23 protein-coding genes and 1 tRNA gene are annotated in these 23,057 nt (G+C 70.1%); 13 read left to right on the top strand and 11 right to left on the bottom strand.

Features of this window, described 5'->3' with window-relative positions; genetic code table 11:
• The first annotated feature begins 69 nt into the window (after positions 1–69).
• The 4 genes from ABD355_RS23905 (at position 70) to ABD355_RS23890 (ending at position 3,343) form a co-directional block, all read left to right on the top strand.
• Positions 70–684 (top strand): DUF6230 family protein, encoded by a 615-nt coding sequence (locus ABD355_RS23905; protein WP_344402624.1) that lies wholly within the window; start codon positions 70–72, stop codon positions 682–684.
• Positions 685–730: 46 nt separating this feature from the next.
• Positions 731–1,180, top strand: coding sequence for a DUF6114 domain-containing protein (locus tag ABD355_RS23900; protein WP_344402623.1), 450 nt, complete (start codon positions 731–733; stop codon positions 1,178–1,180).
• Positions 1,177–2,343 (top strand): hypothetical protein, encoded by a 1,167-nt coding sequence (locus ABD355_RS23895; protein ID WP_344402622.1) that lies wholly within the window; start codon positions 1,177–1,179, stop codon positions 2,341–2,343. Before ABD355_RS23900 ends, ABD355_RS23895 begins: the two co-directional genes overlap by 4 nt.
• A gap of 130 nt (positions 2,344–2,473) precedes the next feature.
• The gene (locus ABD355_RS23890) at positions 2,474–3,343 is read left to right on the top strand and encodes an alpha/beta fold hydrolase (protein ID WP_344402621.1); all 870 of its coding nucleotides are present in this window, start codon (positions 2,474–2,476) and stop codon (positions 3,341–3,343) included.
• Positions 3,344–3,875: 532 nt separating this feature from the next.
• Here the strand turns inward: ABD355_RS23890 and ABD355_RS23885 are convergent.
• The 6 genes from ABD355_RS23885 to ABD355_RS23860 form a co-directional block, all read right to left on the bottom strand.
• Positions 3,876–4,700 carry a phosphotransferase gene (locus tag ABD355_RS23885; RefSeq protein ID WP_344402620.1) on the bottom strand — a complete coding sequence of 275 codons (825 nt, stop codon included), beginning with the start codon at positions 4,698–4,700 and terminating at the stop codon, positions 3,876–3,878.
• Complete coding sequence (locus ABD355_RS23880; RefSeq protein WP_344402619.1) at positions 4,681–5,589, bottom strand: aldo/keto reductase; 909 nt, start codon at positions 5,587–5,589, stop codon at positions 4,681–4,683. Before ABD355_RS23880 ends, ABD355_RS23885 begins: the two co-directional genes overlap by 20 nt.
• Positions 5,586–6,776: a cupin domain-containing protein gene (locus tag ABD355_RS23875; protein WP_344402618.1), complete on the bottom strand. Its 1,191-nt coding sequence runs from the start codon at positions 6,774–6,776 to the stop codon at positions 5,586–5,588. Before ABD355_RS23875 ends, ABD355_RS23880 begins: the two co-directional genes overlap by 4 nt.
• A gap of 16 nt (positions 6,777–6,792) precedes the next feature.
• The gene (locus tag ABD355_RS23870) at positions 6,793–6,939 is read right to left on the bottom strand and encodes a hypothetical protein (RefSeq protein WP_344402617.1); all 147 of its coding nucleotides are present in this window, start codon (positions 6,937–6,939) and stop codon (positions 6,793–6,795) included.
• Positions 6,940–7,295: 356 nt separating this feature from the next.
• Positions 7,296–7,712 (bottom strand): hypothetical protein, encoded by a 417-nt coding sequence (locus ABD355_RS23865; protein WP_344402616.1) that lies wholly within the window; start codon positions 7,710–7,712, stop codon positions 7,296–7,298.
• A complete protein-coding gene (locus ABD355_RS23860; RefSeq protein ID WP_344402615.1) occupies positions 7,712–8,131 on the bottom strand; it encodes a hypothetical protein in 420 nt (139 codons plus the stop codon). Before ABD355_RS23860 ends, ABD355_RS23865 begins: the two co-directional genes overlap by 1 nt.
• Before the next feature lie 119 nt (positions 8,132–8,250).
• Between ABD355_RS23860 and ABD355_RS23855 the strand changes: the two genes are divergently transcribed.
• Genes ABD355_RS23855 through ABD355_RS23840 form a run of 4 tightly spaced genes read left to right on the top strand, consistent with a single transcriptional unit; the run spans position 8,251 to position 11,273 of the window.
• Positions 8,251–9,294, top strand: a complete 1,044-nt coding sequence (locus ABD355_RS23855) for a helix-turn-helix domain-containing protein (protein WP_344402614.1) — start codon at positions 8,251–8,253, stop codon at positions 9,292–9,294.
• A complete protein-coding gene (locus tag ABD355_RS23850; protein WP_344402613.1) occupies positions 9,291–9,980 on the top strand; it encodes a YdcF family protein in 690 nt (229 codons plus the stop codon). The genes ABD355_RS23855 and ABD355_RS23850 overlap by 4 nt, the downstream gene beginning before the upstream one ends.
• Positions 9,922–10,716 (top strand): WbqC family protein, encoded by a 795-nt coding sequence (locus tag ABD355_RS23845; RefSeq protein WP_344402612.1) that lies wholly within the window; start codon positions 9,922–9,924, stop codon positions 10,714–10,716. Before ABD355_RS23850 ends, ABD355_RS23845 begins: the two co-directional genes overlap by 59 nt.
• Positions 10,713–11,273 carry a flavoprotein gene (locus ABD355_RS23840; protein WP_344402610.1) on the top strand — a complete coding sequence of 187 codons (561 nt, stop codon included), beginning with the start codon at positions 10,713–10,715 and terminating at the stop codon, positions 11,271–11,273. Before ABD355_RS23845 ends, ABD355_RS23840 begins: the two co-directional genes overlap by 4 nt.
• On the opposite strand, the gene ABD355_RS23835 is transcribed toward ABD355_RS23840, so the two are convergent.
• The 4 genes from ABD355_RS23835 to ABD355_RS23820 form a co-directional block, all read right to left on the bottom strand.
• A complete protein-coding gene (locus ABD355_RS23835; protein WP_344402609.1) occupies positions 11,274–12,947 on the bottom strand; it encodes a relaxase family protein in 1,674 nt (557 codons plus the stop codon).
• Complete coding sequence (locus ABD355_RS23830) at positions 12,944–13,393, bottom strand: plasmid mobilization protein (RefSeq protein WP_344402608.1); 450 nt, start codon at positions 13,391–13,393, stop codon at positions 12,944–12,946. The genes ABD355_RS23835 and ABD355_RS23830 overlap by 4 nt, the downstream gene beginning before the upstream one ends.
• Positions 13,394–14,076: 683 nt before the next feature.
• Positions 14,077–14,766 (bottom strand): zinc finger domain-containing protein, encoded by a 690-nt coding sequence (locus ABD355_RS23825; protein WP_344402607.1) that lies wholly within the window; start codon positions 14,764–14,766, stop codon positions 14,077–14,079.
• A 7-nt stretch (positions 14,767–14,773) separates the two neighbouring features.
• Complete coding sequence (locus tag ABD355_RS23820) at positions 14,774–15,619, bottom strand: helix-turn-helix domain-containing protein (protein WP_344402606.1); 846 nt, start codon at positions 15,617–15,619, stop codon at positions 14,774–14,776.
• Positions 15,620–16,098: 479 nt separating this feature from the next.
• On the opposite strand from ABD355_RS23820, the gene ABD355_RS23815 reads away from it, so the two are divergent.
• The 3 genes from ABD355_RS23815 (at position 16,099) to ABD355_RS23805 (ending at position 18,852) form a co-directional block, all read left to right on the top strand.
• Positions 16,099–16,356 (top strand): helix-turn-helix domain-containing protein, encoded by a 258-nt coding sequence (locus ABD355_RS23815; RefSeq protein ID WP_344402605.1) that lies wholly within the window; start codon positions 16,099–16,101, stop codon positions 16,354–16,356.
• Positions 16,357–17,197: 841 nt separating this feature from the next.
• Positions 17,198–17,398, top strand: coding sequence for a helix-turn-helix transcriptional regulator (locus ABD355_RS23810; RefSeq protein WP_344402604.1), 201 nt, complete (start codon positions 17,198–17,200; stop codon positions 17,396–17,398).
• Positions 17,395–18,852 (top strand): tyrosine-type recombinase/integrase, encoded by a 1,458-nt coding sequence (locus tag ABD355_RS23805; RefSeq protein ID WP_344402603.1) that lies wholly within the window; start codon positions 17,395–17,397, stop codon positions 18,850–18,852. Before ABD355_RS23810 ends, ABD355_RS23805 begins: the two co-directional genes overlap by 4 nt.
• A 203-nt stretch (positions 18,853–19,055) precedes the next feature.
• On the opposite strand, the gene ABD355_RS23800 is transcribed toward ABD355_RS23805, so the two are convergent.
• A tRNA-Arg gene (locus ABD355_RS23800) sits at positions 19,056–19,128 on the bottom strand.
• 320 nt (positions 19,129–19,448) lie between these two features.
• Between ABD355_RS23800 and ABD355_RS23795 the strand changes: the two genes are divergently transcribed.
• A complete protein-coding gene (locus ABD355_RS23795; RefSeq protein WP_344402602.1) occupies positions 19,449–21,056 on the top strand; it encodes a dynamin family protein in 1,608 nt (535 codons plus the stop codon).
• A 3-nt stretch (positions 21,057–21,059) separates the two neighbouring features.
• Complete coding sequence (locus ABD355_RS23790) at positions 21,060–22,949, top strand: GTPase (RefSeq protein WP_344402601.1); 1,890 nt, start codon at positions 21,060–21,062, stop codon at positions 22,947–22,949.
• The last annotated feature ends 108 nt before the right edge of the window (positions 22,950–23,057 follow it).

The raw sequence follows: 23,057 nt of genomic DNA, 5'->3' as shown, positions 1-23,057 counted from the left end.
GCCCACATTGCGCACCCGGCCTCCACTCACCTCGTACACCTCGTACACCTCGACAACGGAGGGCCACGTATGTCCCAGCGAATAGGCAGGACCCACTGGAAGCGTTTCGCCATCGGTGCGGTGCCGACGGTGATCGCCACGGCGGCCGTCGCCGTCTCCATGGCACAGGGCGCGCTGGCCGCTTCGTTCAGCATCTCCGGTTCCGACTTCAAGGTCTCGGCCGGGAAGTTGAGCGGCTCCGGGTTCGGTAACTACGCCACGGTGGACGTCGCCAAGAACGGCAAGCACGTGCCCGTCTCCGTGTCGTCCATCAAGGACGCGACGATCGTCGACATGTGCCAGTCCGTGCCGGTGGACATCCCCGTGCTCGGGACCTACACGATGTCGCTCAGGGCCGGCGGCTCGGGTACGCCGGTCAAGGCCAAGAGCCTGTACATCGACATGACCGACCTCAAGGCCAAGAAGGGCACGTTCAAGAACGTCGACATCGGCGTCGCCACCGGTGCCATGACCAAGGGCCAGGTCAACCCGAAGGACCACGTGGATCCCAACGGCTACGCCCAGCAGGCGGATTCGGTCGAGATCATCGATGCCCATCAGACGGTCTGGGCCACCTCTGCGGGCACGTTCGAACTGTCGGGCCTGCACATGAACATCGCGGCCGGCCGCCACGACTGCTTCTGACCGTGACCCGACCTCTCCCACCCGCTGACGATCCGGGAACCTTCAAATGACGAGTGCCGGCGCACCCGCGCACCCCCGCAGCGACAGCGGCTTCGCCCACGCTCCCCAGGCTTTCAGGGACTGGCGGCGCACCCGCCCCTTCTGGGCGGGCCTGCTGGTACTCCTGGCCGCCGCGCCGATCATCTACTTCCCGTACTTCGACCTCTCCCTTGGTGCCCTGTCTGTCGCGATGTCCACCACCGCGGGGGCGGGGTCCCTGGTCATCGGCCTCACGCTGATCGTCCTCGGCGGACTCCTGTGGTTCCAGCCGATCATCAGGTTCTTCGCCGGATGCGTGGCCGTCTTCCTCGGTGTCCTGTCGCTGCCCATCTCGAACTTCGGCGGATTCTTCGTCGGCACGCTGTGTGCGGCCACGGGTGGGCTCCTGGCCCTGGCGTGGGGCCCGGTGAACACGGCCGACGACACCGAGGGGCCGTCGCGGAGGAGTGGGGAATGACTGACCAGTCGCCCGACCTCCGCGGCGAGGCCGTAGCACCCCACTACGCGCGGCCGACGAGAGGCCGTCATGCCGTTCCCCGTACGTCCGCGCTGACCCGACTGCGCCTGCCGCTCGGGAAGGCTCTCGCACTCACCGTGCTGCCGACCGTCCTCGTCCTGGCGAGTCAGCGTCCGCCCGCGGCCGACACAAGTGCTACCGCGGCTCATTCCGCTCCCGAAGAGGAGCTTGTCGGCGGCGTCGACTGTGACCGCCCCGACGACACAGCAGCCCCGACCGCGGCCCCCGCGCCTACTCCTTCCACTGCTCCCGGCACGCCCACTGCCCCCACGAGCGATGAGCCCGTCGAGCCATTGGAGCACGAGGCCGACGAGGAAACGGGCCCGGCCCCGGCTCCGACCGCCTCACCGAGCGCGATCGCCGCCACCACCGGTCTTGCGGACCTCCTCGGTTCTCTCCTCCACGGCGACACTGAGGAGCAGAGTCCGCCACCCGACACGAGTCCCGCACCGATTCCGGCCGCTCCGACGCCGACGACCGCGGAACCGTCCGACGCGCCGCCGGCCGCACCCCACGCGTCACCCACCCCCGGCCATCGGACCACCGAGCCGTCGTCCCGGCCGGCGCCCGCCACAGGGGCCTCCCGCGCCTGTGACATCAGCGATCTCAAGGCTCCCGAGGACACGAGCGCCGGCCGATTCGCCGCCGAATCCTGGAACATGAAGGGAAGCCGCCTCGAACTGCGCGACCTCGTCTTCGGCGGCGTGGTGACCGTGGACACGGCCGCCGGGCCCAAGCGGGTGCTCAAGTTCTCCGCGGCGGCTGTCACGATCCGCGACCTGAGGATGGCCGTACCCGTCGGCCCGCAGATCCAGCACATCGACGGAGCGTCCGGCTCGACGTCTGCGCTGCGAGGCGACCGCATCACCATGTACGTCGAGAGCCTGACGGGCACCCTCTCCGGCGTCGAGGGTGCCCCCCTGCCTCCAGTCCTCCGCCTCCACCTCACGCCCGACACCGTCCCGGAGTGGCTCTACGACACGGTCGGGAAACGCGACCTCAAGCTCCAACTCGGCTTGGACGATGCCGACATCGACCAGGCCGGACAGACAGGTGGAGCGCTCGTCATCCCGGGGATCCACGGGTACGGAACGCCGCGGTGAAGCCGGGAGCCTGCCGGGCTTGCACTTGGAAACCGATCGGTTTACCTTGATGGAAACCGATCGGTTTCTCCTTCTCCGGAGAGAGTCATGACCGTTTTGGTAACCCCCTCACGCAGAAGGAGTCGGCGAGATGCCCAGCCAAGATTCACGTTCCACGATCCACATTCCGGGGACCACCAGCCACACGATCCCCCCTCGCAGCGGCCGTGAGGGACAGCTGCGCTATCTCGAGGCGGGCACCGGCGCCCCCGTGGTCCTGCTGCACACCGTGCGCACCCAGGCCGAGCACTTCCGCAACCTCATCCCGCTGATCGCGGACCGCTACACCGTGTACGCCCTCGACCTGCCCGGGATGGGCTACTCCGAGATCGTGCCCGGGGCGTCGTACGACGAGCCGGCCATGCGCGCGGGCGTCGAGCGGCTCCTGACCGAACTCGACCTCCAGGACGTGACGTTGGTGGGGGAGTCCATGGGTGCGGTGCTGGCCCTTACCGCGGCGGCCGATCTCCCGGAGCGGGTCCGGCGGGTCGTCGCGGTGAATGCCTACGACTTCCCCGGCGGGATCGCCCGGTCCGGCCTCTTCGCCCGTGTGGTGGTCAGCGGCGTCCTCGCCCCCGGAGTGGGCCCGGTGATCGCGGGGGTGGAGCCCAAGCCCGCCCTCCGCAAGATCCTTGAGGGCGGCCTCGGCGACAGGAGCGCGCTGCGCGAGGACTACGTGGACGAGCTCCTTCAGGTGGGCGCCCGCCCCGGCTACCCGGCCGTCGCGCGGGCCGTGTACCAGGCTCTGCCCAGTCTGATCGCGGCCCGCTCGCGATATCCCGAGGTCAAGGCGCCCGTCCACCTCGTCTACGGCGAGAAAGACTGGTCCCGTCCCTCGGACCGGGAAGCCAACCGGCGGCTGCTGCCTGCCGCCGAGTTCACACAGGTGCCGAAGACCGGGCACTTCATCGCCCTGGAACGGCCCGACGTGCTGGCCGACCTGCTGAACGCAGCGGCCTGACCACCACCACCGCGGCCCGAGGAGCGGCGCACGACGGAAACCGATCGGTTTCCGTGCGGTGCGCCGATCTGCTTCCGTGCGGCAAGCGTCAGGGGATCCGGTTCTTCACAGCTGAGCGGTGCCGAGGTTCCCGCCGACGGAGAACGGCTGAGGGACGCGCTGGAGCTGGTCACCCGGCCGGTCGGCGAGCCTCGTCCCGGCTCAGGACGACACGCTCCCCGCCCTGCGTCGACGGCAGTCACCTGGCGGCCGTCACCGGGGAGACGGGCGGGTCGTCGGCTTCATGACCATGGAGTACGTCCCTGTCCCAGCTGGTCGGCCCGGCCCGGCTCCGGCCGCCGCCTGACGAGCCGCCCTTGTCGTACGAGAAGCGCTGGTTCCTCAGCCCGGCAGCGCTTCGGCGAACAGCCCCGTCCTCCTGTTCCAACACGCTGCAGTCGGTCTGCGTTCGGCGTGCCGCGACCGGTGGGGCCTGGTGGCGGATGTGCATCCGATGCACGGCTACGCAGCTTGGCTGTCGAGCGGGGTCCGGTCAGGCGATTTCTGCGGCCACGGCGCGCAATACGGGGACAAGCTCGGCATGGTCACCGCGCGAGGCCGACTGCAGCAACTCGGTGATGACGATGATCTGCGCGGTGCGTCCGGTCTCTGTCTTGAGCACGGGAAACGTGTCGCGTACCCCGTGGGCGAATGTGGGCACGAGGAGGGAGTACGCCAGCAGCATGGCGGCGTCGTATCCGGTGGGCGCCAGGCCGAAGCCTTCCCAGTCGAGGAGGTAGGGGGTGAGGCTGGTGAGGTTGGCGGTGTGCAGGTCGCCGTGGGCCGTCGCCCAGTCCGTGATCCGAGGGCCGGGCATGCGGAGGTAGCGCGGGACGGTGCGATCAACCCACTCCTGCTGTACGGCCACACGGTCGGTCGCGACGCTGCTGACGTGCTCCAGGTCTGTGCGCAGCGACTCCCACCATCGGGCCGGAAGATTCGGATCCGCGCGCAGGACCGGGTCGGAGGAGACGACGGGCTCGGAGATGTACTGGTGCAACTCAGCCCGGTACGCATGGCCGTTGCTGCTCGACTGCGTGGTGTCGTACAGCAGTGGTTTGCGGATGCGCCCGTCGAATAACGCGGCGGCCTCGCGGTTACCCTCCCAGATCTTGCCGGCGGCTTTGTCTTCCGGGGCCGAGAGCAGCCGGAGCCAGCAGGCCCTCTGGTCCGAGTACTGGGCGCGGGCGCTGAGGGTTCGGCCGTGCCAGCCCCAGACTTCGGGGCCCGTGACTGTGGCGCCCAGCGTCTCCGCTGACCGCGCGAAGGCCCGGCGCATGCGCTGCTGGTCCGTGGGGTCAGTCGGGGGCGAGTACATCCAGCACCTTTCGCAACGTGGAGTCCGGGATGGCAGGTCTCTGCAGGGCTTGTTGTGCCTCGGCCCAGTGTGCCGGGGTGGAGGAGGAGAGCAGAATTCGTGTCACCCCCGGGCAGGAGGCTGTCGCGAGGAGGCATGCCTGGGCGGGGGTGAGTTCGGGGTTCAGTAGTGCGGCGAGTTCGCGCGTGGCCAGGTTCGGCAGTTCGCCGCCGAACAGGGGCGCCGAGGCGTACACCTGCCATCCGAGTTCGGCGGCCTGCGCAATGGGGCCTTCGCCGTCCAGGGCTTGGACGAAGGCGGTGGCGGTGACGAGGGATACGGGTAGTTGGACGGCTCGCAGGTGGTGTTGCTCCGTGCCGGCCGCCTCGGTGGCCAGCTGGTGCAGGGCGGGGACGCTCAGAGCACCGGTGTCGAAGCCGTCCCAGGTGGCGACGCCGTACGCGGTGAGGGCTCCGGCTGCCGCTTCTGCTTCGAGGGCGGTGAAGGTGTGGCGTAGGGCATCGTGTGGGTCGCCGTCGGCGCGTTCGGGGTTGTGTGCGAAGACGAGGTCGAGGCGGTCGCGGCCGAGCTCGGTTCGGTTGCGGGCGCACTGCCAGTGCACGTACGGGAGGCTTAGGCAATGTCCTCGTTCCGCGTCGCCGGACGTGATGGCCCCATCGTCAACGGCGTCCTTAGCGGTCTGAGAGGTGAGGTATCCGACCTTCGTGGATACCGGGACCGGGTGCCGAGCGAGGCCCGGCGCCAGCAGCGGCTGGGCCATCCCATCAAGGTAGTTGGGCGCCGTGTCGATCCACGCTGCCGCTGGATCTGTGGCCACGCGGGCCACAGAGTCGCTCAGCGCAGAGGGCCGGATGCGGTAGGTGCCCAGGCCCAGGGCTGCCTTCGTCATCGCTCGTTCTTCCTCTCCACCGTGATCGCTTGGCCGACCATGAGTTCGGAGACGACGGCTGCCGCATCCGCGACCGAGATTCCGGCTACCTCGGCGAGCTCGCCGAGGGAGACGGCGGCAGGCGCTGCTGACATCAGCCGTTGGAGCAGCGGCATGACCTCCTTCGCCATCTCCCACTCGTTGTCGCAGGCCCGGAAGACCATCCCGTCTTGGTTGGGCTCCAAGAGCGACCGGGCGGTCGTGAGCCTGACGCGAACGTTCGGGACTGCGGGCACGCAGGTGAGGTGGGGGAGGCTCGGCCGCAGGCGGGTGAGGTCGGTTCCGTCGCGCATCGCCGCGTACCGGCCGATGAGGTCTGGGTCTTCCAGGGCGGTGGTGACTTCCTTGCGCAGCCGCTCCAGATAGATCGCCTGTGCGGCGGCGGTCGTGTGTATGGGCAGGTCTTCACGCAGTACGTCGTGTCGGCGCAGGTCGTCAGCGAGCCAGGACAGGAGTTGGGCGCCGGTGGTGGTCTGGACGCCGAAGGTGAGGTGGAGCGAGTGTTCGCCCTCGGAGGCGGCCACCGAGTGCCACCAGCCGCGAGGTAGATACAGCATGTCCCCAGGCCGGAGCACGAGTTCCGCGACCGGCTTCTCCGGCGGCGGTTCGGGTTCGTTGGTGTCCTTGTACATAGGGGCGGTACGGGTTGGGCCGTATAGCTTCCAGCGTTTGGCGCCGTCGATCTGGGTGACGACGACGTCGTGGTCGTCCCAGTGCACGCCGAAGCCCTCGCGTGCGGTCCACGAGGCGTACAGGTTGGCCTGCACCCCGGTGCGCAGCCACCGTTCCAGCTCCATGGCGGCGCGGGCGACGGGCGGGTGCAGTTCGTCGACGGCGTCGATGACCAGGGAGGCGCCTTCGGCGAGTCGGGCGTGCAGTTCCGCGGGGTGCAGGCGCTGCCAGATGGTGTGTCGGCGGGTGGTGACCGGTGCGGTGTAGCGGTGGGCCGGCAGCATCTCGCCGTCCGCGGACAGGCGGAGACGAGGTGGCTCCAGGCGGTGGGTGGCCAGGATGGTGTTGACGTCGTCCCAGGTGATCAGCTTGTCCGGGTTCTGGATGGCTGCGGGGACGTGGCGGTAGCGGCGGTGGAGCGCCTGGGCCAGGAACTCGTCCTGGCCCAGGCGCGCCGCCAGATTCAGCGGCGACAACGTGTTTCCTCCCGGATCAGTCGTTGCCGTCGGTGCGGCCGGTGCTGCCGCCGTCGGACGGAGTGACGCCGCGCTCGCGGGCGGCCTGGATTCGGCGGCGTGCCTTGACTAGTCCGGCCTGGGTCGGCCCGGTCGGCGGGGCGGTGGCGGAGTTGTTCTGCATTGCTCCTCCTGTGGTTGGGTTGAAGTGGCCTTGCGGGCCCGCCCCGGACGGCGCTCGACCTGTCCAAGGGCGCGGGCGGTTGATCAGCCCGGGGCGGGGGTTTGCGGCCCGCCCCTGCCGGGGCTTTTCGGGGTGGGGAGCCTTCCGATCGGCTACGTCCGGCAGGGACGGGAACTCAGGGGCCGGCCTGGGCGGTGGAGACCTCGACGCCGATCACGAAGCCGCACGAGGCAGAGATCAGCACGATCAGCAGCGGGCCTGTGTAGCGGGCCGGCCGGTTCACTGCGCGGCCCATCACGGCTTCCACCACGCCTGCCGCGTCCGGGTGATGGCCTCCGGCACGATTGCGTGGGTGTTCACCGGCTCGCCTCTTCCAGAGAGGCGCCGATATATGGGTGCTGGAGGGCGGCGTGGAGGGTGTCGGCGTCTGTGAGGGTCTCGTCGTCGGGGAGTTCGCACCAGCCGCCGAACCAGTCATCGATCAACTCCAGACTGGGGGCGATGAGCCATGAGTTGATGGACAGGTGCCGTACCGGCAGGTCGCTCCAGCCGCCGGAGGTGCCGGTCTGGATGGCGTAGTAGAGGCGTTCGTTGGGCCCGTCGTACAGCACGGGGCCGATCACAGCTCCAGTTGCCCGCAGGTGGGCAAGGGCCAGGAAACCCAGCTCTGCGGGGGTTCGTACGAAGTCCCGGCCGTCGCCGACTCGGAGCAGGCGCAGTCCGGGAACGTCGTTGACCATGGGGGCGCTGCGCAGCGCCTCGCGAACGGACATCAGGTATCTCCCTGGCGGTGGGGGCCGGCACTCGCTTCGAGGGAGGGCGCGGATGCTGTCGTCGGCCTGGTGGTGGAGCGGACCACGATCAGCCGGGCGCTCGACGCTGTTATCTGCCGCTTCCGCTCGCCGGCAACGCGCTTCGGGCCGAGGTGGCTGGGGGCGGGAACCACGGCGCCATAGGTATCGGGCAGTTCGAGTGCGTCCAGGAGGCCGACGAAGGCGGGGGAACGGACGGCCACCGCAGAGTCTCGGTCGGTGAATACGCCGCACAAGGTCAGCTCATGCTGTCGGCAGTACTCGGTGAGGCAGCCGACGAGCGCCGCGTGGCGGGCCAGGCCGCCGGTCACGTGGCGCAGGTAGCCGAAGACCTGGGGGAAGGCTACGGAGCGGCGTTCGGTGATGAGTTCGTCGTCCATGCCCACAGCGTCGACCGTCGCCAACGGCCTTGAAATGACCTGCTGTTGTACTTCCGTTGCACTTCCCGCCCCAAGTCGTCACCGAGAGTGCTTCCATACGTGACGGAGGGAGGTCATCCGTGGTCAGCGTGCAGCAATGGACGGGTCGGGAGGCGAGCGCCTTGCGCGCCGCGCTGCGCATGAGTACGCGCGCTTTCGCCGAGCACCTCGGTGTCGCGCTGCGCACGGTGGCCAAGTGGGAGAGCCTCGGGAGCGAAACCCAGCCCCGACCGGACACGCAGGCCATCCTCGACACCGCCCTCGCCCGTGCAGACTCTGCCGCCCATTCCAGGTTCGAGGCGCTGTTGTTCCCCGAGCGGAAGAGCGCGCGGCCGGCGGACTATGAGACCTGGACCGAGGACATCGAGCGTGCTGTCGTCTGCGTCGGCCGCCAGAACTTCCCCTTCGCCGCCACGCTGTTGAACCGTTGGCTGGGCAGCCACGACCCGCATCGCCTGGATGACAAGGGTCTTTACCTCTACGGCCGTTCCCTCGTCCTTCTCGGCGACCTTCAGCGTGACCAGGGAGCGATCCTCGGCCCGCTCTCCGCCCGGCACTCGTACCTGACCGCCCGCGGCATGTTCTCCGAACTCGACATCCCGCGCCGTGTGGCCCAGACCGAGCTCTCACTCGCCGTGGTCCAGGAGATGTCCGGCCAGCTGGAGGTCTCGGCCCGCCAGTACGAACTCCTCGCTGGGGACGAGCGCTTGAGCCCGCGCGACCGGGCCAGGGCGCAGCTTTGGGTGGGAACGGCCCTGAGCAAGGAGGGCAACAACGCGTACGCCACCAACGCGATGACGGCCGCCACGCGTGCCTTCGAGGACCTGGGCGAGCCGGAGGACTGGTCGGTCGCCCACCAGAAGCTGGCCCTGGCCCACCGGGGTGCTGGCGACCTGAAGCAGGCCCTGCACTGCATCGACATCGCGCGCACCACCGGCACGGTCGACTCCCCGATGCAGCGGGTGAGGCTGGACACCGCGTACGGGCACATCCTTCTGTCGGATGCGGCGACCCGGAATGATGGGCTGTCCGTCCTCGATCAGGCGGCACAGGTGGCCCGCCAGTACGGGCTGAGCCACCAGCTGCGCAGTATTGAGGGCATCCGAAAGGGCCAGCAAGGATGAGCCAGGGAGTGCCAGTGCCGGAGCACGAGCAGCGCCAGATCACCGACGAGCAGTTCGACGACGCGACGCTGATCTGGAACTACCACCAGATGGGCCACGAGCAGCGGCCCTGCTCGGCGGCGATCGGCCTGGGCAGCCACGACCTCGGGGTCGCCACCGCGGCGGTCGACCTGTACCGCGCCGGGCTCTTTCCGGTCGTGGTCTTCAGCGGCGGCAACAGTCCCACCACCCGGGCCCGTTTCCCGCGAGGCGAGGCTGTGCACTACCGCGAGCACGCGCTGAGCCTGGGTGTGCCGGACGAAGCGATCCTGGTCGAGCCGAAGGCCGCCAACACCGGCCAGAACATCACCTTCTCCCGCGAGCTGCTGACGGAGGCAGGGGTGGACGTGCAGTCGCTGCTGCTGATCTCCAAGCCGTACATGGAGCGCCGCTCGTACGCGACCTGCCGCAAGCTGTGGCCCGAAGTTGAGGTTGTCTGCGCCTCGGAGCCGCTGGAGTTGGACGACTACATCAAGTCCATCGGCGACGAGCAGCTCGTCGTCGACATGCTCGTCGGCGACCTGCAACGGGTGATCGAGTACCCGAAGCTCGGCTTCGCCGTCGAGCAGGACGTACCGGGGGATGTGCATGACGCTTACGAGCGCCTCCTGGGCGCCGGCTTCGACAGCCGCCTCATCAGTACCTGAACCGCCCAGTGCCGATGCGTCAGGCGGGCTGTGCGCGATCCACCAACCCAACCTGTTTCCCAGGCTGTCCACGCTGGCGAAGCTGTTCTCCGCCGACCGCTGGATCGTTCTGGACGACGTGCAGTTCGCCCGGCGCGACTACCAGCACCGCGCCCGTCTCGCTGCCCTGGACGATCCATCCCGACAGCAGTGGCTCACGCTCCCGACGCACCTTCCCCACGGGCGCCCGACGCTGATCAACCAGGCGCGGCTCGTTGATCCGCGTCGCTCGCGCCGGACGGTCCAACTTCTCGTTCGCCAGTACTACGGCCGCAGCCCCTACTGGGGCGCTGTGTCCGAGGTGCTGGACGCGCTCGACGACACGGACCGTGTGGCCGACCTCGCGAGGGCATCGACGATCGCCCTGCTCAGCGTTCTCGGCTGGTCGGGGAAGGTGCGGGACAGCAGTGAGATCCCGACCCGGCAAGGCCGCTCCGAGCGCCTCGCCGACCTTGCGGCAGCCACCGGCAGCACCCGCTATCTGTGCGGCACCGGTGGTCTGCGCTACCTCGACGCCGCTCCCTTCGACACCCACGGCATTCCCGTGCTGCCCTTCCACATCCCTGTGGACAACCCGCTCTGGCGGTGGGCCCGTCGATCCAGCAGCCTGTGGGCTCTGAGCAAGATCGGGCCCGATGCGCTGGCCAATCAGCTGGCCGCCCAACGAGAAGCCCACCATCCTGGAGCCCCCGCGTGACCGAGCCCACCACCAAGGAACCGGGCAAGAAGCCCTTCCTGTACGTCGTCGTCTGCGCGTCCGGCATCGCGGGTGACGTCGGCAGGCTGATCACCGCCGCACAGGAGCGGCATTGGGACGTCGGGGTCGTCGCCACCCCGCAGGGGCTGGGCTTCCTCGACGCCGAGGCGATCGAGGCCCAGACCGGCTATCCGATCCGCTCGGCCTGGCGCACTCCCGGTGAGGCACGTCCGCTGCCGCCCGCGGACGCGATCGCCGTCGCGCCGGCCACCTTCAACACGGTCAACAAGTGGGCCGCCGGCATCTCCGACACCCTCGCGCTGGGCATCCTGTGCGAGGCGTACGGCATGGGCATCCCCACCGCCGTCCTGCCGTATCTGAACTCGGCCCAGGCCGCCCACCCCGCCTACCGCCGGAGTCTGGACCAGCTGTTCGAGATGGGCGTCCTGATCGGCTCGTACGAGCCCCACAAGCCCAAGGCCGGCGGAGGCGCCGACCGATACCGGTGGGAGGAGGCATTGGAACTCCTCGGCCCTGGGGTGTCCGTGGCGACGTGATCAGCGCTGTCGTCCCTTGGCCTCCGGAAAGAGCGGGGGCGTGGCCGGGCGCTGCACGGTGTGGCGGGCGGTGGCTGCCTGTGCCTGTGGGCCGGGTGCGTGGCGCTGGCCGAGGCGATGGATGCGCCAGGTCAGGGCGCGCGCAGGGCTGCGGGCGTCGTCCAACGTGCGTTGGCGGACGGCCTGGTCGAGGAGGGCGGAGGCATTGTGGCCTGCCGCCTCCGCTTCAGCGAGCACCGTGGCCAGGGCATCCCAGGCACGGTCGTTGAGGATGCGCTCGGCGTGCTCGGGAACCGCCTCCTGGAGGTGGTGGGCATAGCGGCGCTTGCTCTGCAGACCAGGTGAGCGGTGGGCGAGCCCCACCAAGACGGGTTCCGCGACCTGCGCGTACGCCGCTTGCAGATGGACCAGGGCCCGTTCTGCTGCCGCTTCCTGCTGGGCATGCTGACGGGTGCGGTGCCAGTGCACGGCGTAGGCGACGGCGGTGAGCGCGGCGTCGATCAGCATCGCCAGTCCGGCACCTTCCCCGTGGCGTACGGGGTCGTTCCAGATCGCCTGGACGCTGCGGCGCAGGACACGGGCACTGGCGTGGTCGGCGGCGATGCGGGAGCGAGCGGCCCGCTCGAATGCCGCGGCGGCTCGTTCCAGCTCGGCCCGTGCTGCGGCCGGGGCAGTGAGGGAGAGCAGGTCGAGTGCTCCACCGAGCGCGGCCAGCTGGCCCTGGGCGACCCCGTCGTCACTGTGGGTGAGGTGGTGGGGGATGCGTTCGGCGGCGGCAGTGGCCTGGTGCCACGGGTTGCCCGGCTGGACGGTGACCGGGGCGGGAGCCGTCGTCGCGAGGCGCTTTCGGACCTGGGGCAGGGAGAGGTCGCCGGAGAGAGTGGAACCGGCGTACCAGATGGGTTCGCCCTGCTTGTTGACGTCGCCGGGCAGGCTGACGCTGTAGCCGGACACATCTCCCGACGGCTCTGTCTTCAGCCGCACCACCACGCCGGACGCCTCCAGTAGGACGAAGAACTCGGTCTCCGTAGAGGCGGCGGCCATCGCGCGGCGGACGCGCCGGCGCAGGATCTCGCGAGAGGTGGCGTCCTGGCCCAGGCGCTTGGCCTTGAAGTGCTCCTTGCTGGTGGGGCGCTTGGCTGCGGTACCGTCGCCCGGCTTCAACCGCCTCAGCCCATAGTCGACTTCGATCTGGCGGGCCTCGCGCTGGACGGCCCGGACGTCGTAGTCCCGCTTGGGGCGGCGTCCGTCTTGGCGGACGAGGGTGGCGGCGATGTGGATGTGGTCGTCGGCATGCCGTACGGCAACCCAGCGGCAGGCTTCAGTGTCTCCGGCGGGTGCGATGCCGGCGGCGGCCACGACCCGGCGGGCGATCTCCGCCCACTCGGCGTCGGACAGAATCGGGTCTTCGGGGGCGGCGCGGACCGGGCAGTGCCAGACCGTCGTCTGGGGAGCCCGTCGCCCGAGCATCGCCACCGGCTGGTCGAGCTGAGTGAAGAGCTGCTTCTCCACCTCCTTCGGGTCGCGGTGAGGGCTGCGACCCGGGTCGGGGGCGAAGTCATTCCAGGACGCGACCAGGTGCGGGTCGACATGCTCGTTGGCGTCGCCCTTGCCGAAGAGGTAGGCGATCAGACGGCGGGTGCTGCCCTTGCCCGTGATGATCTTCGGTATCACCGGCCCTGCCTTCCCTCGGTGACCTGGGCGACGGCAGTGTCCACGTCGGCGATCGACGCTTCGACGCGGGCCAGGAGCCGGTGGACGGCGTCCGGCTCGGGCCAGGCGCCGTCCTTGTTGAGGTGCCAGGTGAGCTGGTTGAGGTTGTTGCCGATCATGCCGAGCTGCCGGTTGGCGGCCATCAGCGCCTTCACCATGGCGCGATAGTCGGCGATCGCGGCGGTGGGGTCTTCAGCGCGGGCTGCGGCGAGCGACGCCTCGGCAACGTAGCCGCCGATCTGCATACCGCTGAGCGCGGCGGCGTGGGCCAGATCGGTGAACTCGCTGTCGCTGTAACGGGGATGGACGCGGCGCTCACGCAGGCGCGGCTGACGCAGGCGGCGCTGCGGCGTCGGCGTCTGCGCGTCGTGGGGCGACGGTCTGGTGGCTCCCGTCTCGGTCGGCACCCCCGGGCCGGCCGACCTCGGTGCCCCCTCGGCGCCGGGTGCCTCCGCCACCCCAGGGGCGGAGGCCGGGTAAGGACTCCTTACCCGACAACTTGCTGCGCGGTTGTCTGGGGCGATGGGTGTCTCCTGCTGGTTGGTGTGTTCGTGGTATCGGTCGTGCACGTGTGGTTCTCCTGGGTGTGTTCGATAGGGGAGCGCCGCTGAGGTGCCGTGTGAGGGCAGCGGCCGGAGCGGTTCAGCGGTGGTGGGCTGAGGTCTGGACAGGCAACCGAGATAGGCGCTGTTCGAGCGAGGGCTGCGGTTGAAACGAGGGGACGGATACGGGTCCCCAAGGCGCTGCGGTGCACCGTCCCCAGACGCTTGGGGACGAGGATGCGACGCTCATCGGGGACGGTCCCCCTGACACGTCGTCACGGGGACGGTCCCCCTGACACGTCGTCGCGGGGACGGTCCCGGAGGGGACCGAAGGGGCCGCTGTGGGGACGGTCCCCGTTCTGGGGACGCTCTGGGGACGGCATGAAAGGCCCTCTGAGCTGCGGTTTCAGAGGGGACCATCCCCAGTAGTCGTCGGCACAGTCCCCGCGTACACGGTCCCCAAAGTGTTCGTCGGGACCGTGTACGCGGTGCGGGGACCGACGGCCGTATCCCCACGTAGCTGCCGCGAGGAGCGAAGCCCGTCCCCGTCACGCAGCTCGGTGTCGGCCTGTCCGGGCAGCGGCGAGGTCGACGCGTGACGGGTGGGGAGTCGCTCGTACGGCGTTGCCCGGGGCGGTTCCGTCGGGGCTCGCCCTGCGTTGACGGCAAGGGGAGCCCACGGGCGCGTGGCACCAGTCGCACCGGACAGCCAGCGCGTCTGGGACGCCCTCGGCGACGGCGGCCTCGCGCGCGGCGCGGGTCGGACGGTAGGGGGCCAGCTCGGCGCGGACGGCTGGCGGGATGCACGACCCGATCTCGCGCAGCCGCTCCTCGACCTCGCGAGGCCGGCGACCGCTGGTGATCTGCCGATGCGTCGAAGGGGAGGCTATGCCGGCGGCGACCGCGTTCCGGGCGCGGAGCAACTCGGCTCGCCAGGCGGCCGGATCGTCCGGGTCGGCAGCCGGTGTGGGGTCGGTGTGCCGGTCGAGGCGGTCGCGTCGGTGGGCACGCCATCTGCGGGCGATGTCCACGGGCAGGATCGGGTACGGCGAGTCGAGGACGTGAGACCGTATCGCCTCGCGGACGTCCCAGCCGTGGTCGGTGACGAAGGGCACGTCGTCGAGCAGCTCCTGCCACTGGGTGATCTGGTCACGGGCATCGTCTGTGCCGGTGCGGATGGTGCGAGGGTCAAGGCGGCCGATGTAGGCGAGGACGGCGGCGACTTCGCGTCGGTCCAAAGGCGGATCACTCCGTTCCGGTCGGTTCGTCGAGGGCGGCGAGCAGAGCGGCCATGTGCGCCTCGGAGCGCGTCATGCCGGTGGTTGGGGTGGGCGGGCCGCCGGGCACGGCGTAGAGGTTGGGGCGGCCAGGGGTGGGGGTGTGCTCGCGGGCGATCCACGCGCGCCAGTCGGCCGCCCACGCGGCGGCGGTGCGGGGCGCCCAGGTGGCCCGGTAGGTGCGCCACTTCTCGTCGGCGGCGTGCAGGGCGTGCTCGCCGAGTCGGTCGAGGTGGCCGTTTTGCTGCAGCCAGGCACGGGCGTCGTCGTCGATCTCCCACTCTGTTGCGGAGATGAGCGGGGCAGAGCTGCTGCTGCTCTTACCGTTCACCTTCGGTTCTCTACAGTTCTGGGGGTCGGAATCTGCACCCCCACCGGGTCGGAATCCGTACCCCCTGGGGGCCGGATTCCGTTCCCCGGGGTCGGATTCCGATCCCCTTTCGAAGGACTCGACCGGGTCGGATTCCGACCCCCCGAGGGTCGGAATCTGATCCCCCTGCAGGGCCGAATTCCGGTCCCCCTCCGCGGCCTGCTCCGCGAGGAACCGGGCAGCGAGGGGGAGGCAGTAGTACGTCTCGCCCCGTGGCCCCTTGCGGCCGGCGAGCGGCACGAGCTCGCCGCTGGCGATCAGCTTGGCCAGGGCGTCGCGCACGGCGGTGCGGGAGGCGTTGGCGCGTTTCATGAGGGTGGGCACGGACGCGTACGCGACGCAGTGCCGGTCGCGGCACCGGTCGGCGATCAGGGCGAGGACCATGCGGGCGGTGCCTTTGCTGTGGCTGTGGTCCCACACCCATTCGCGGGCGTCGTAGCTCATCGGGCGGCGGCTCCTAGGTGAGGGCGGAGAGGCGCGGTCGGCCGTCGTCGGGCGGTGCACGGGGAAGGGGGGCGCACAGCCCCGGTCCGAAGGCGCGGGGGAGGGCTGGTGGCGTCGTATAGCCAAGACAGCCACATCAATGCCGCACTAGTCCAGCATTCCGCTGGGAAATCAGACAGCTGACGGCGAACGTGTGCTGCGAGGCATCTTCAAAACGATAAACCCGGATCGGCGGTTGACGAAATAACGGTCCGTCAGCTGGAGCCAGAAGGATCACATCGGGGCATCGTTGACTCCCCGCTGCGGCGCAAGCTACAACACAACACCCCACGTCAGAGCACGCGTCGAGGCGGCAGAGACAACGCCCACCGGACACCTGGATCCCTAGCCGAGAGGTAACTCCCGGCCGTCCGGCGGGCGCAACATAGCCGACGATCGCCGGTTAACCAAACCGGCGAATGCAAGCTACAAATGGAGCCATGGCAGCACGATCCCTGGAAATCGGACCGGCCGGAATACGGACCGCCCGCACCATCGAAATCCTCCGCACCGAACGCGGCCTCGCCCAGCGCGAGCTCGCCGCCCGCGTCACCGCCCTCGGCCGTCCGATGACCAACACGATGCTGTCCCGCATCGAACGTGCCCAGCGGCGCTGCGACATCGACGACCTTGCCGCGATAGCCGAAGCCCTTGCCGTCTCCCCACTCGTGCTGCTGCGGGGATCGGGTACCGCCTGAGAAGAGCGGCCAGCACCACCGATAGGGCACCCGCCCCGAGTGAGGGCTCACCTCTCTTGCCCCACCTGCCTCCGAGCGCTTTCAGCATCGCACCTACGGCGAACTCACCCTGCCCCGCCTCTACCGCCCCGAGGAGATCGCCGAGACCCTCGGCTGCTCGGCCTGATGGGTCAAGGATCGAGCGCGCCGACGCCTGATACCGCACACCTGAGTGGGCCGCGCATACTGCTGCACCCGGACCTCCTCGCAGAGATCATCCGCATCCTCGATGAGTCGACGCCACAGCGTGCACAACGCATGCTGCCGCCGGCCAGCCTTCCGCGCCTCTGACCCGCCAAGCCCAGCCCTCGGCCTCCCCGCTCCGCGCCTCCGGGTCCGACGACCCCGCCGGCAGATACAAGCTCAGGGAGGGCAAGCACGGCACCGTCGCCGACCCGACCGGCGCGGTCATCAAGTTCGCGTGCTGCGGTATAGCACGCGATCCCCGGTTACCGAAACCGGGGATTCTCTGGATCGTTGTGGCTCCGATCGAGGCCGAGTCGTTGCGGCTCACCTCGGTTGGGTGCCCTGATCGACGCCGCGCAGCCGAACGAAAGGAACACCAAACCCGCGGCGACGGGTCAGCGGCATCGGCACCCGACCAACCCGCAAACCGTGAACGCGGGCTCCGAACGCCTTCCGCCCTGCGCGCTTCCTACGCCCGGCTCCCGGATCCCGAGGGAGCACGGGCGCGGTTCTGCCCCGCCACCAGCCTGTAATCCCGCCATCCGGCTTGCCCTCGTCGCGCCCGCCCGCGTCGAGCGCAGCCGATCCCCACCCCCACCCGCCAAAGGAACACCGCTTGACGTCCCCGTCCCGTCGCCTCACCGACAAACTCACCGTCGAAGAGTTCTGCGCCGACCTCCACATCTCCCGCTCGACCTTCTACGACTGGCGTAAGAAGGGCCGTGCCCCGCGCTGCATACGTATCCCCAATGGCGCCCTGCGCATCCGCCGCGCCGACTACGAGAACTGGCTGACCGACTGCGAGGACCACGCGTGAGCAACCGGTCCTTCAAGGTCCGCTTCTACGACACGGAGGTCTACAAGGGAAAGCGCAAGACCACCTACACCGTCCGCTGGTCCGTCAACGGCCACCGCCGAGGCCAGGGCTTCCCCACCAGCGCGCTGGCCGAATCGTTTCGCGCGATGCTGCTCGTCGCCGCCAACAACGGCGAGCCCTTCGACCTCGACACCGGACTGCCGCTCTCCCAGAGCACGCCGGCGGCCGAAGGCACCTGGTACGAGTTCGCTCTCCAGTACGTCGACGTGAAGTGGCCGCGCATCTCGGCGAACAACCGCAAGAACACCGCCAAGGCCCTCACCAAGGCCACCCTCGCGCTCCTGCGGACCGAAGTCCCTGACCGCTTCGACCCGGTCGAGGTGCGTCGGGCTCTGCGCGAGTACGCCTTCAACAAGCTGCGGCGCGACGAGGCTCCGCCCGAGATCCGCACGGTCCTGTCGTGGATCGGCCGCAACTCCCTGCCCATGACGGCCTGGGAGGACACCAAACGCGTCGACACCGTCCTACGCGCGCTCGACACCCTCCTGGACGGCACCCCGGCCGCCGCCAGTTCGGTCAGACGGGAGCGGCGGATCCTCAACGTGGCGATCAAGTACGCCATCCGCCAGAAGATCCTCACCTCCAACCCGTTGCCCAAGGGCAAGGACGAGGACGCGGCACCCAAGGTCGCGGAGGCCGTCGACAAGCGGTCACTGCTCAACCCCGTTCAGGTCGCCGCCCTCTTGGCGTGGATCGCTGACCGCCCCCGCACCGGCTACCGCCTCCACGCCTTCTTCGCCACTCTCTACTACGCGGGCCTGCGCCCCGAGGAAGCCGTCGCCCTGCGAGTCAGCGCGGCCACCTTGCCCGCCGAGGGCTGGGGCGAGCTGCTCGTCCACACCACCGAACCTGAGGTCGGCAGCCAGTGGACCGACGACGGAGACGTCCACGAGACCCGCCATCTCAAGGGCCGCGCCGAAGGGGACACCCGTCCCGTCCCCGTCCACCCCGCGCTCGTCGCCATCCTCCGCGACCTGATCAAGCAGGATGACCTTCAGCCCGACGACCTCCTCTTCCCCGGCGAGAGGGGCGGCCTGCTCGCCGGATCGGTCTTCCGCCGTGCCTGGAACAAGGCCCGCAAGGCCGTCCTGCCCGAGCACGAATACGACTCACCGACCGGCAAGCGCGTGTACGACCTGCGCCACACCTGCCTGACCACCTGGCTCAACAACGGCATCCCGCCCGCTCAGGTCGCCGCATGGGCCGGCAACAGCGTCCCGGTCCTGCTCGCGACGTACGCCCGGTGCATCACGGGCCAGCTCGCCGAACTCCAGCAGCGCATCGAAGGGCCACAGCGACTCCCGGGTGCGGTCATGAGCGCAGCTCTCCCTCCAGCACCACCTGCCGGGACCCCTCCCAGACCCCCGTCCTCGCCGCCCCGCCGCCCGCGCTGAGAGAGACCACGCTCCAAAACTTCGGGAAGTTTTCGGGAAGAACACCCGCCAAAAGCCGTGCGGAACCGCTCCCACTCGGACTGCCGCCTGCCCCACCAGCGTGACAGTCAACGCTTACGCCCGTGCTACTCCGGACTGGCTAATGTGCCCCGACCAGCAAAAAGGCCCTCCTGGGCGGAGGGCCTGACACGCTCGGACGCAAGCGCCCCCGGCAGGACTCGAACCTGCGGCCAAGCGCTTAGAAGGCGCCTGCTCTATCCACTGAGCTACGGGGGCCGGTGTGTGGCCGCTGTCGTGGGTGCCCGGGTGTGGGCCGTTCCGTGACGTTGCCGGGGACAAGGATAGGGCTCCCGTGTCCTTGTCCCTGTTGCTTCGCCTCCGTGGCTCGATGTGGAGGTTCGGTGAAGCGGTCCTGATAATCGCAGGCAGGTACGAATCGTGCATCGCTTTTGGGCCCTCACGCACCGGGTGTTGTGCACTCGTTATGCCTGGACTGTGCCTGCGTCCCAGTCATCCCTTCCGTCCCTTGTGTCCTGTCGGCGCGCAGACATGCTCATATGCTTCAGAATTCCCCTAAAATCGGGCATTCTCCGCATGTGGTGACCTTGGACGTACGGCCTCAGCTGCTCGACGCACTCTCCGCCCTGCGGGACAGTGTCGCCGCCGCACGCTTCCCGCTGCCCCTGGCCGGGGCTCCACGCGCGCGTGCCAACCGCGACGAACTGCTCGCACAGCTCGACGACTACTTGGTGCCCCGGTTGCGGGAGCCCGAAGCACCCCTGCTGGCCGTCGTGGGCGGCTCGACGGGAGCCGGCAAGTCGACCCTCGTCAACTCCCTCGTGGGGCGGCGGGTCAGCGAGGCGGGCGTGCTGCGGCCGACCACGCGGACACCGGTACTCGTGTGCCACCCGGAGGACCATCACTGGTTCAGCGGGATGAGAGTGCTGCCCGACCTCACGCGCGTGTGGGTGCCCCATCAGGACGCCGGGGAGGACCTGTTGCTCCCCGGGGAGGACCCCGCGCGCGTGCTGCGCGTCGAGACCGCCGACACGATGCCGCGCGGGCTCGCCCTCCTCGACGCCCCCGACATCGACTCCCTGATCGCCGACAACCGTGTCCTGGCCGCCGAACTCGTCTGCGCGGCCGACATCTGGGTCATGGTCACCACGGCCGCCCGCTACGCGGATGCCGTCCCCTGGCATCTGCTGCGCACCGCGAAGGAGTACGACGCCACCCTCGTGACGGTGCTCGACCGCGTGCCGCACCAGGTCGTCTCCGAGGTGTCCCGGCAGTACGGCGCGCTGCTCACCAAGGCCGGACTCGGCGATGTGCCGCGCTTCACCGTGCCCGAACTGCCCGAGTCCGCCTGGGGAAGCGGCCTGCTGCCGGCCACCGCCGTGGCCTCGCTGCGGACCTGGCTCGTACACCTGGCTCAGGACCCGGCCGCCCGGCAGCAGGCCATGGCCCGTACCGCCAACGGGATGCTCGACTCCCTCAGGACCCGGCTGCCCGAACTGGCCAGTGCCGCCTCCGCCCAGTACGCGGCGGCCCTGCGGCTCACCAACGCCGTCGAAGGCGCGTACGACAGCGAGCACGCGCGCGTGCGCGGGCGGCTGCAGGCAGGCGCCGTACTCGCCGGAGACGCCCTCAAACGGTGGCGTGCGTTCCCCCTGGACTGCTCCGCCGGAGAGCTCCTGGACGCGCTCGTGGAGAGCCTGGCCACGCTTCTGCTGTGCGCCGTCACCGCCGCCGACGAGCGCATCCGGGAGGCCTGGCGGCGTGAACCCGCGGCGAGCGCCCCGGAGCTGACGGAACAGGAACCGTCCGCGGAGAGCGCCGAGGACCGCATCGGGATGGCCGTACGGCGGTGGCGGCGCGAGCTGGAGGAGTACGCCGAGGAAGAGGTCCGCGACCTCGACCGCAATGTCGCGCCGGACCCCGAGGTTGTCGCGGCCCTCGTCACCACCGCGCTGCTGGGCGGCCGCCGGGCGCGTCCGGCCGGCGAAGGGCTCGCCGAGCGGATCGGGGCGCACGGGGCGCTGCGGCTGCGCGACCGGGGCGGGCGACTGCTCACCGAGCACCTCGACCGGGTCATGCACACCGAACGCGAGCGCCGTCTGGCACCCCTCGACGCCCTGGAGATCCACCCCGAACCCCAGGCCGAACTCATCGCCGCGCTGTCCCTACTGCAGAAGGAGAGGTGACCGGTGACTGCCGTCACAGACGAGGACCACACGGGCCGGGCCGAGCACCCCGAAGAGAGCGCCAAGAGCCTTACGGGAAAGGACCGGACGGCGAAGCAGGGGTCCGGCGAGCGGGAGTCCGGCGTACGTGACAAGGGTGGCCACGCGCGCGTGGTGGACGTCGCCACCTCCCGTCGTACGGACTCCGCGAGTGCCTGGGACGACGGGCTGATCGCCCGGCGCGCCACCGAGGAGAACACCGGGTCCGAGCAGGCCCCGGTGGTGGAGACCCGGGCGCTCAGCGCCCAGCCGACGGTCCCGCTCACCTATGACCGCCCCCTGCGCTCGCGGCTCGACGCGCTGCGGGAACTGGTGGGGCTCTCCCGCACCCGCCTTGACGGCCAGACGCTCGCCGAGGCCGGACGGGTGCTCGACGAGTCGGCGGCGCGGCGCAGGCTCTCCGGGCAGCACACCGTCGTCGCCATCGCGGGCGCCACCGGCAGCGGCAAGTCGCAGCTGTTCAACGCCCTGGCCGGGGTGCCCATTTCGGAGACCGGTGTACGGCGGCCCACCACCGCGATGCCCATCGCCTGCAGCTGGAGCGACGGCGCGGCGAGCCTCATCGAGCGGCTCGGCATCCCGCCCCGGCTGCGGCGGCGCCCGCTGCAGAACCCCGAGACGGAGGCGCAACTGCGCGGGCTGGTCCTCGTCGACCTGCCCGACCACGACTCGGCGGCCGTACAGCACCGCGAGCAGGTGGACCGGGTCCTGGCCCTCGTCGACGCCGTCATCTGGGTCGTCGACCCCGAGAAGTACGCCGATGCCGTCCTGCACGAGCGCTATCTGCGGCCCATGGCGGGGCATGCGGAGGTCATGTTCGTCGTCCTCAACCAGACCGATCGGCTGCCCGGCGAGGCCACCCACCAGGTCCTCGACGACCTGCGGCGGTTGCTCGACGAGGACGGGATCGCACTGGGCGAGTACGGCGATCCCGGGGCCACCGTGCTCGCGCTGTCCGCGCTCACCGGGGACGGCGTCGCTGAACTGCGTGAGGCACTCGGGCAGTTTGTGGCGGAACGCGGAGCCCCGGCGCGGCGAATTTCGGCCGATCTCGACGCGGCCGCGGAGGAACTGAGGCCCCTCTACGCGGCGCGGCGGCGGACCGGCCTGAGCGAGGAGGCGCGTGACGAGTTCTCCGCCCGGCTCGCGGACGCGGTGGGCGCCTCCGCCGCCGGCGAGGCGGCCGAGCGCGCCTGGCTGCGCAACGCCAACCGCGCCTGCGGAACGCCCTGGCTGCGGCTGTGGCGCTGGTACCGGGACCGGTCCGAAGCGACCACCGGGCGGGTGCCGTTGCCGACCCAGACGGACGAGGAGGTCACGGCACGCCAGCGCGTCGAGCAGGCGGTACGCACGCTCGCCGACCGGGCCTCGACCGGGCTGCCCGCGCCCTGGGCGCAGGCGGTGCGCGAGGCGGCCGTACGCGGCTCCCACGGGCTGCCCGAGGCGCTCGACGAACTGGCGGTGCGGGCGGGTCTGCCGCCGGGCCGGCCACCGCGGCCCGGCTGGTGGCCGCTGGCCGTCATGGCCCAGGTCTCCATGACGCTCCTTCAAGTCGTGGGCGGTCTGTGGCTGCTGGGGCAGATCATCGGGTTCATGGCGCCCAACCTCGGGGTGCCGGTGCTGTTGATGGCGGCCGGCATCATCGGCGGCCCGATCGTCGAGTGGAGCTGCCGGATGGCGGCGCGCGGACCGGCCCGCCGCTATGGCACCGACGCGGAACGGCGATTGCGGGAGGCGGCCGCCGGGTGCGGCCGGGCCCGGGTGCTGGATCCGGTGGCGGCGGAGCTGCTGCGCTACCGGGAGGTGCGGGAGCAGTACGGGCGGGTGACGGGGGTGGGGACCGGGCCCCGGTGACACCCGGACGGGGCGGCGGGTTGCGGAGGGTGACGGTGAGCCTTTCTGCAGATGATCACTCGTCGGGGTCCTCCTGGACTCACTCGTCCGGGTGATGGAGTTGTCCAC

It is taken from the genome of Streptomyces longisporus, from assembly GCF_039532765.1.
Lineage (GTDB): Bacteria > Actinomycetota > Actinomycetes > Streptomycetales > Streptomycetaceae > Streptomyces > Streptomyces longisporus.
This window is presented reverse-complemented; position numbering and strand designations above follow the sequence as displayed.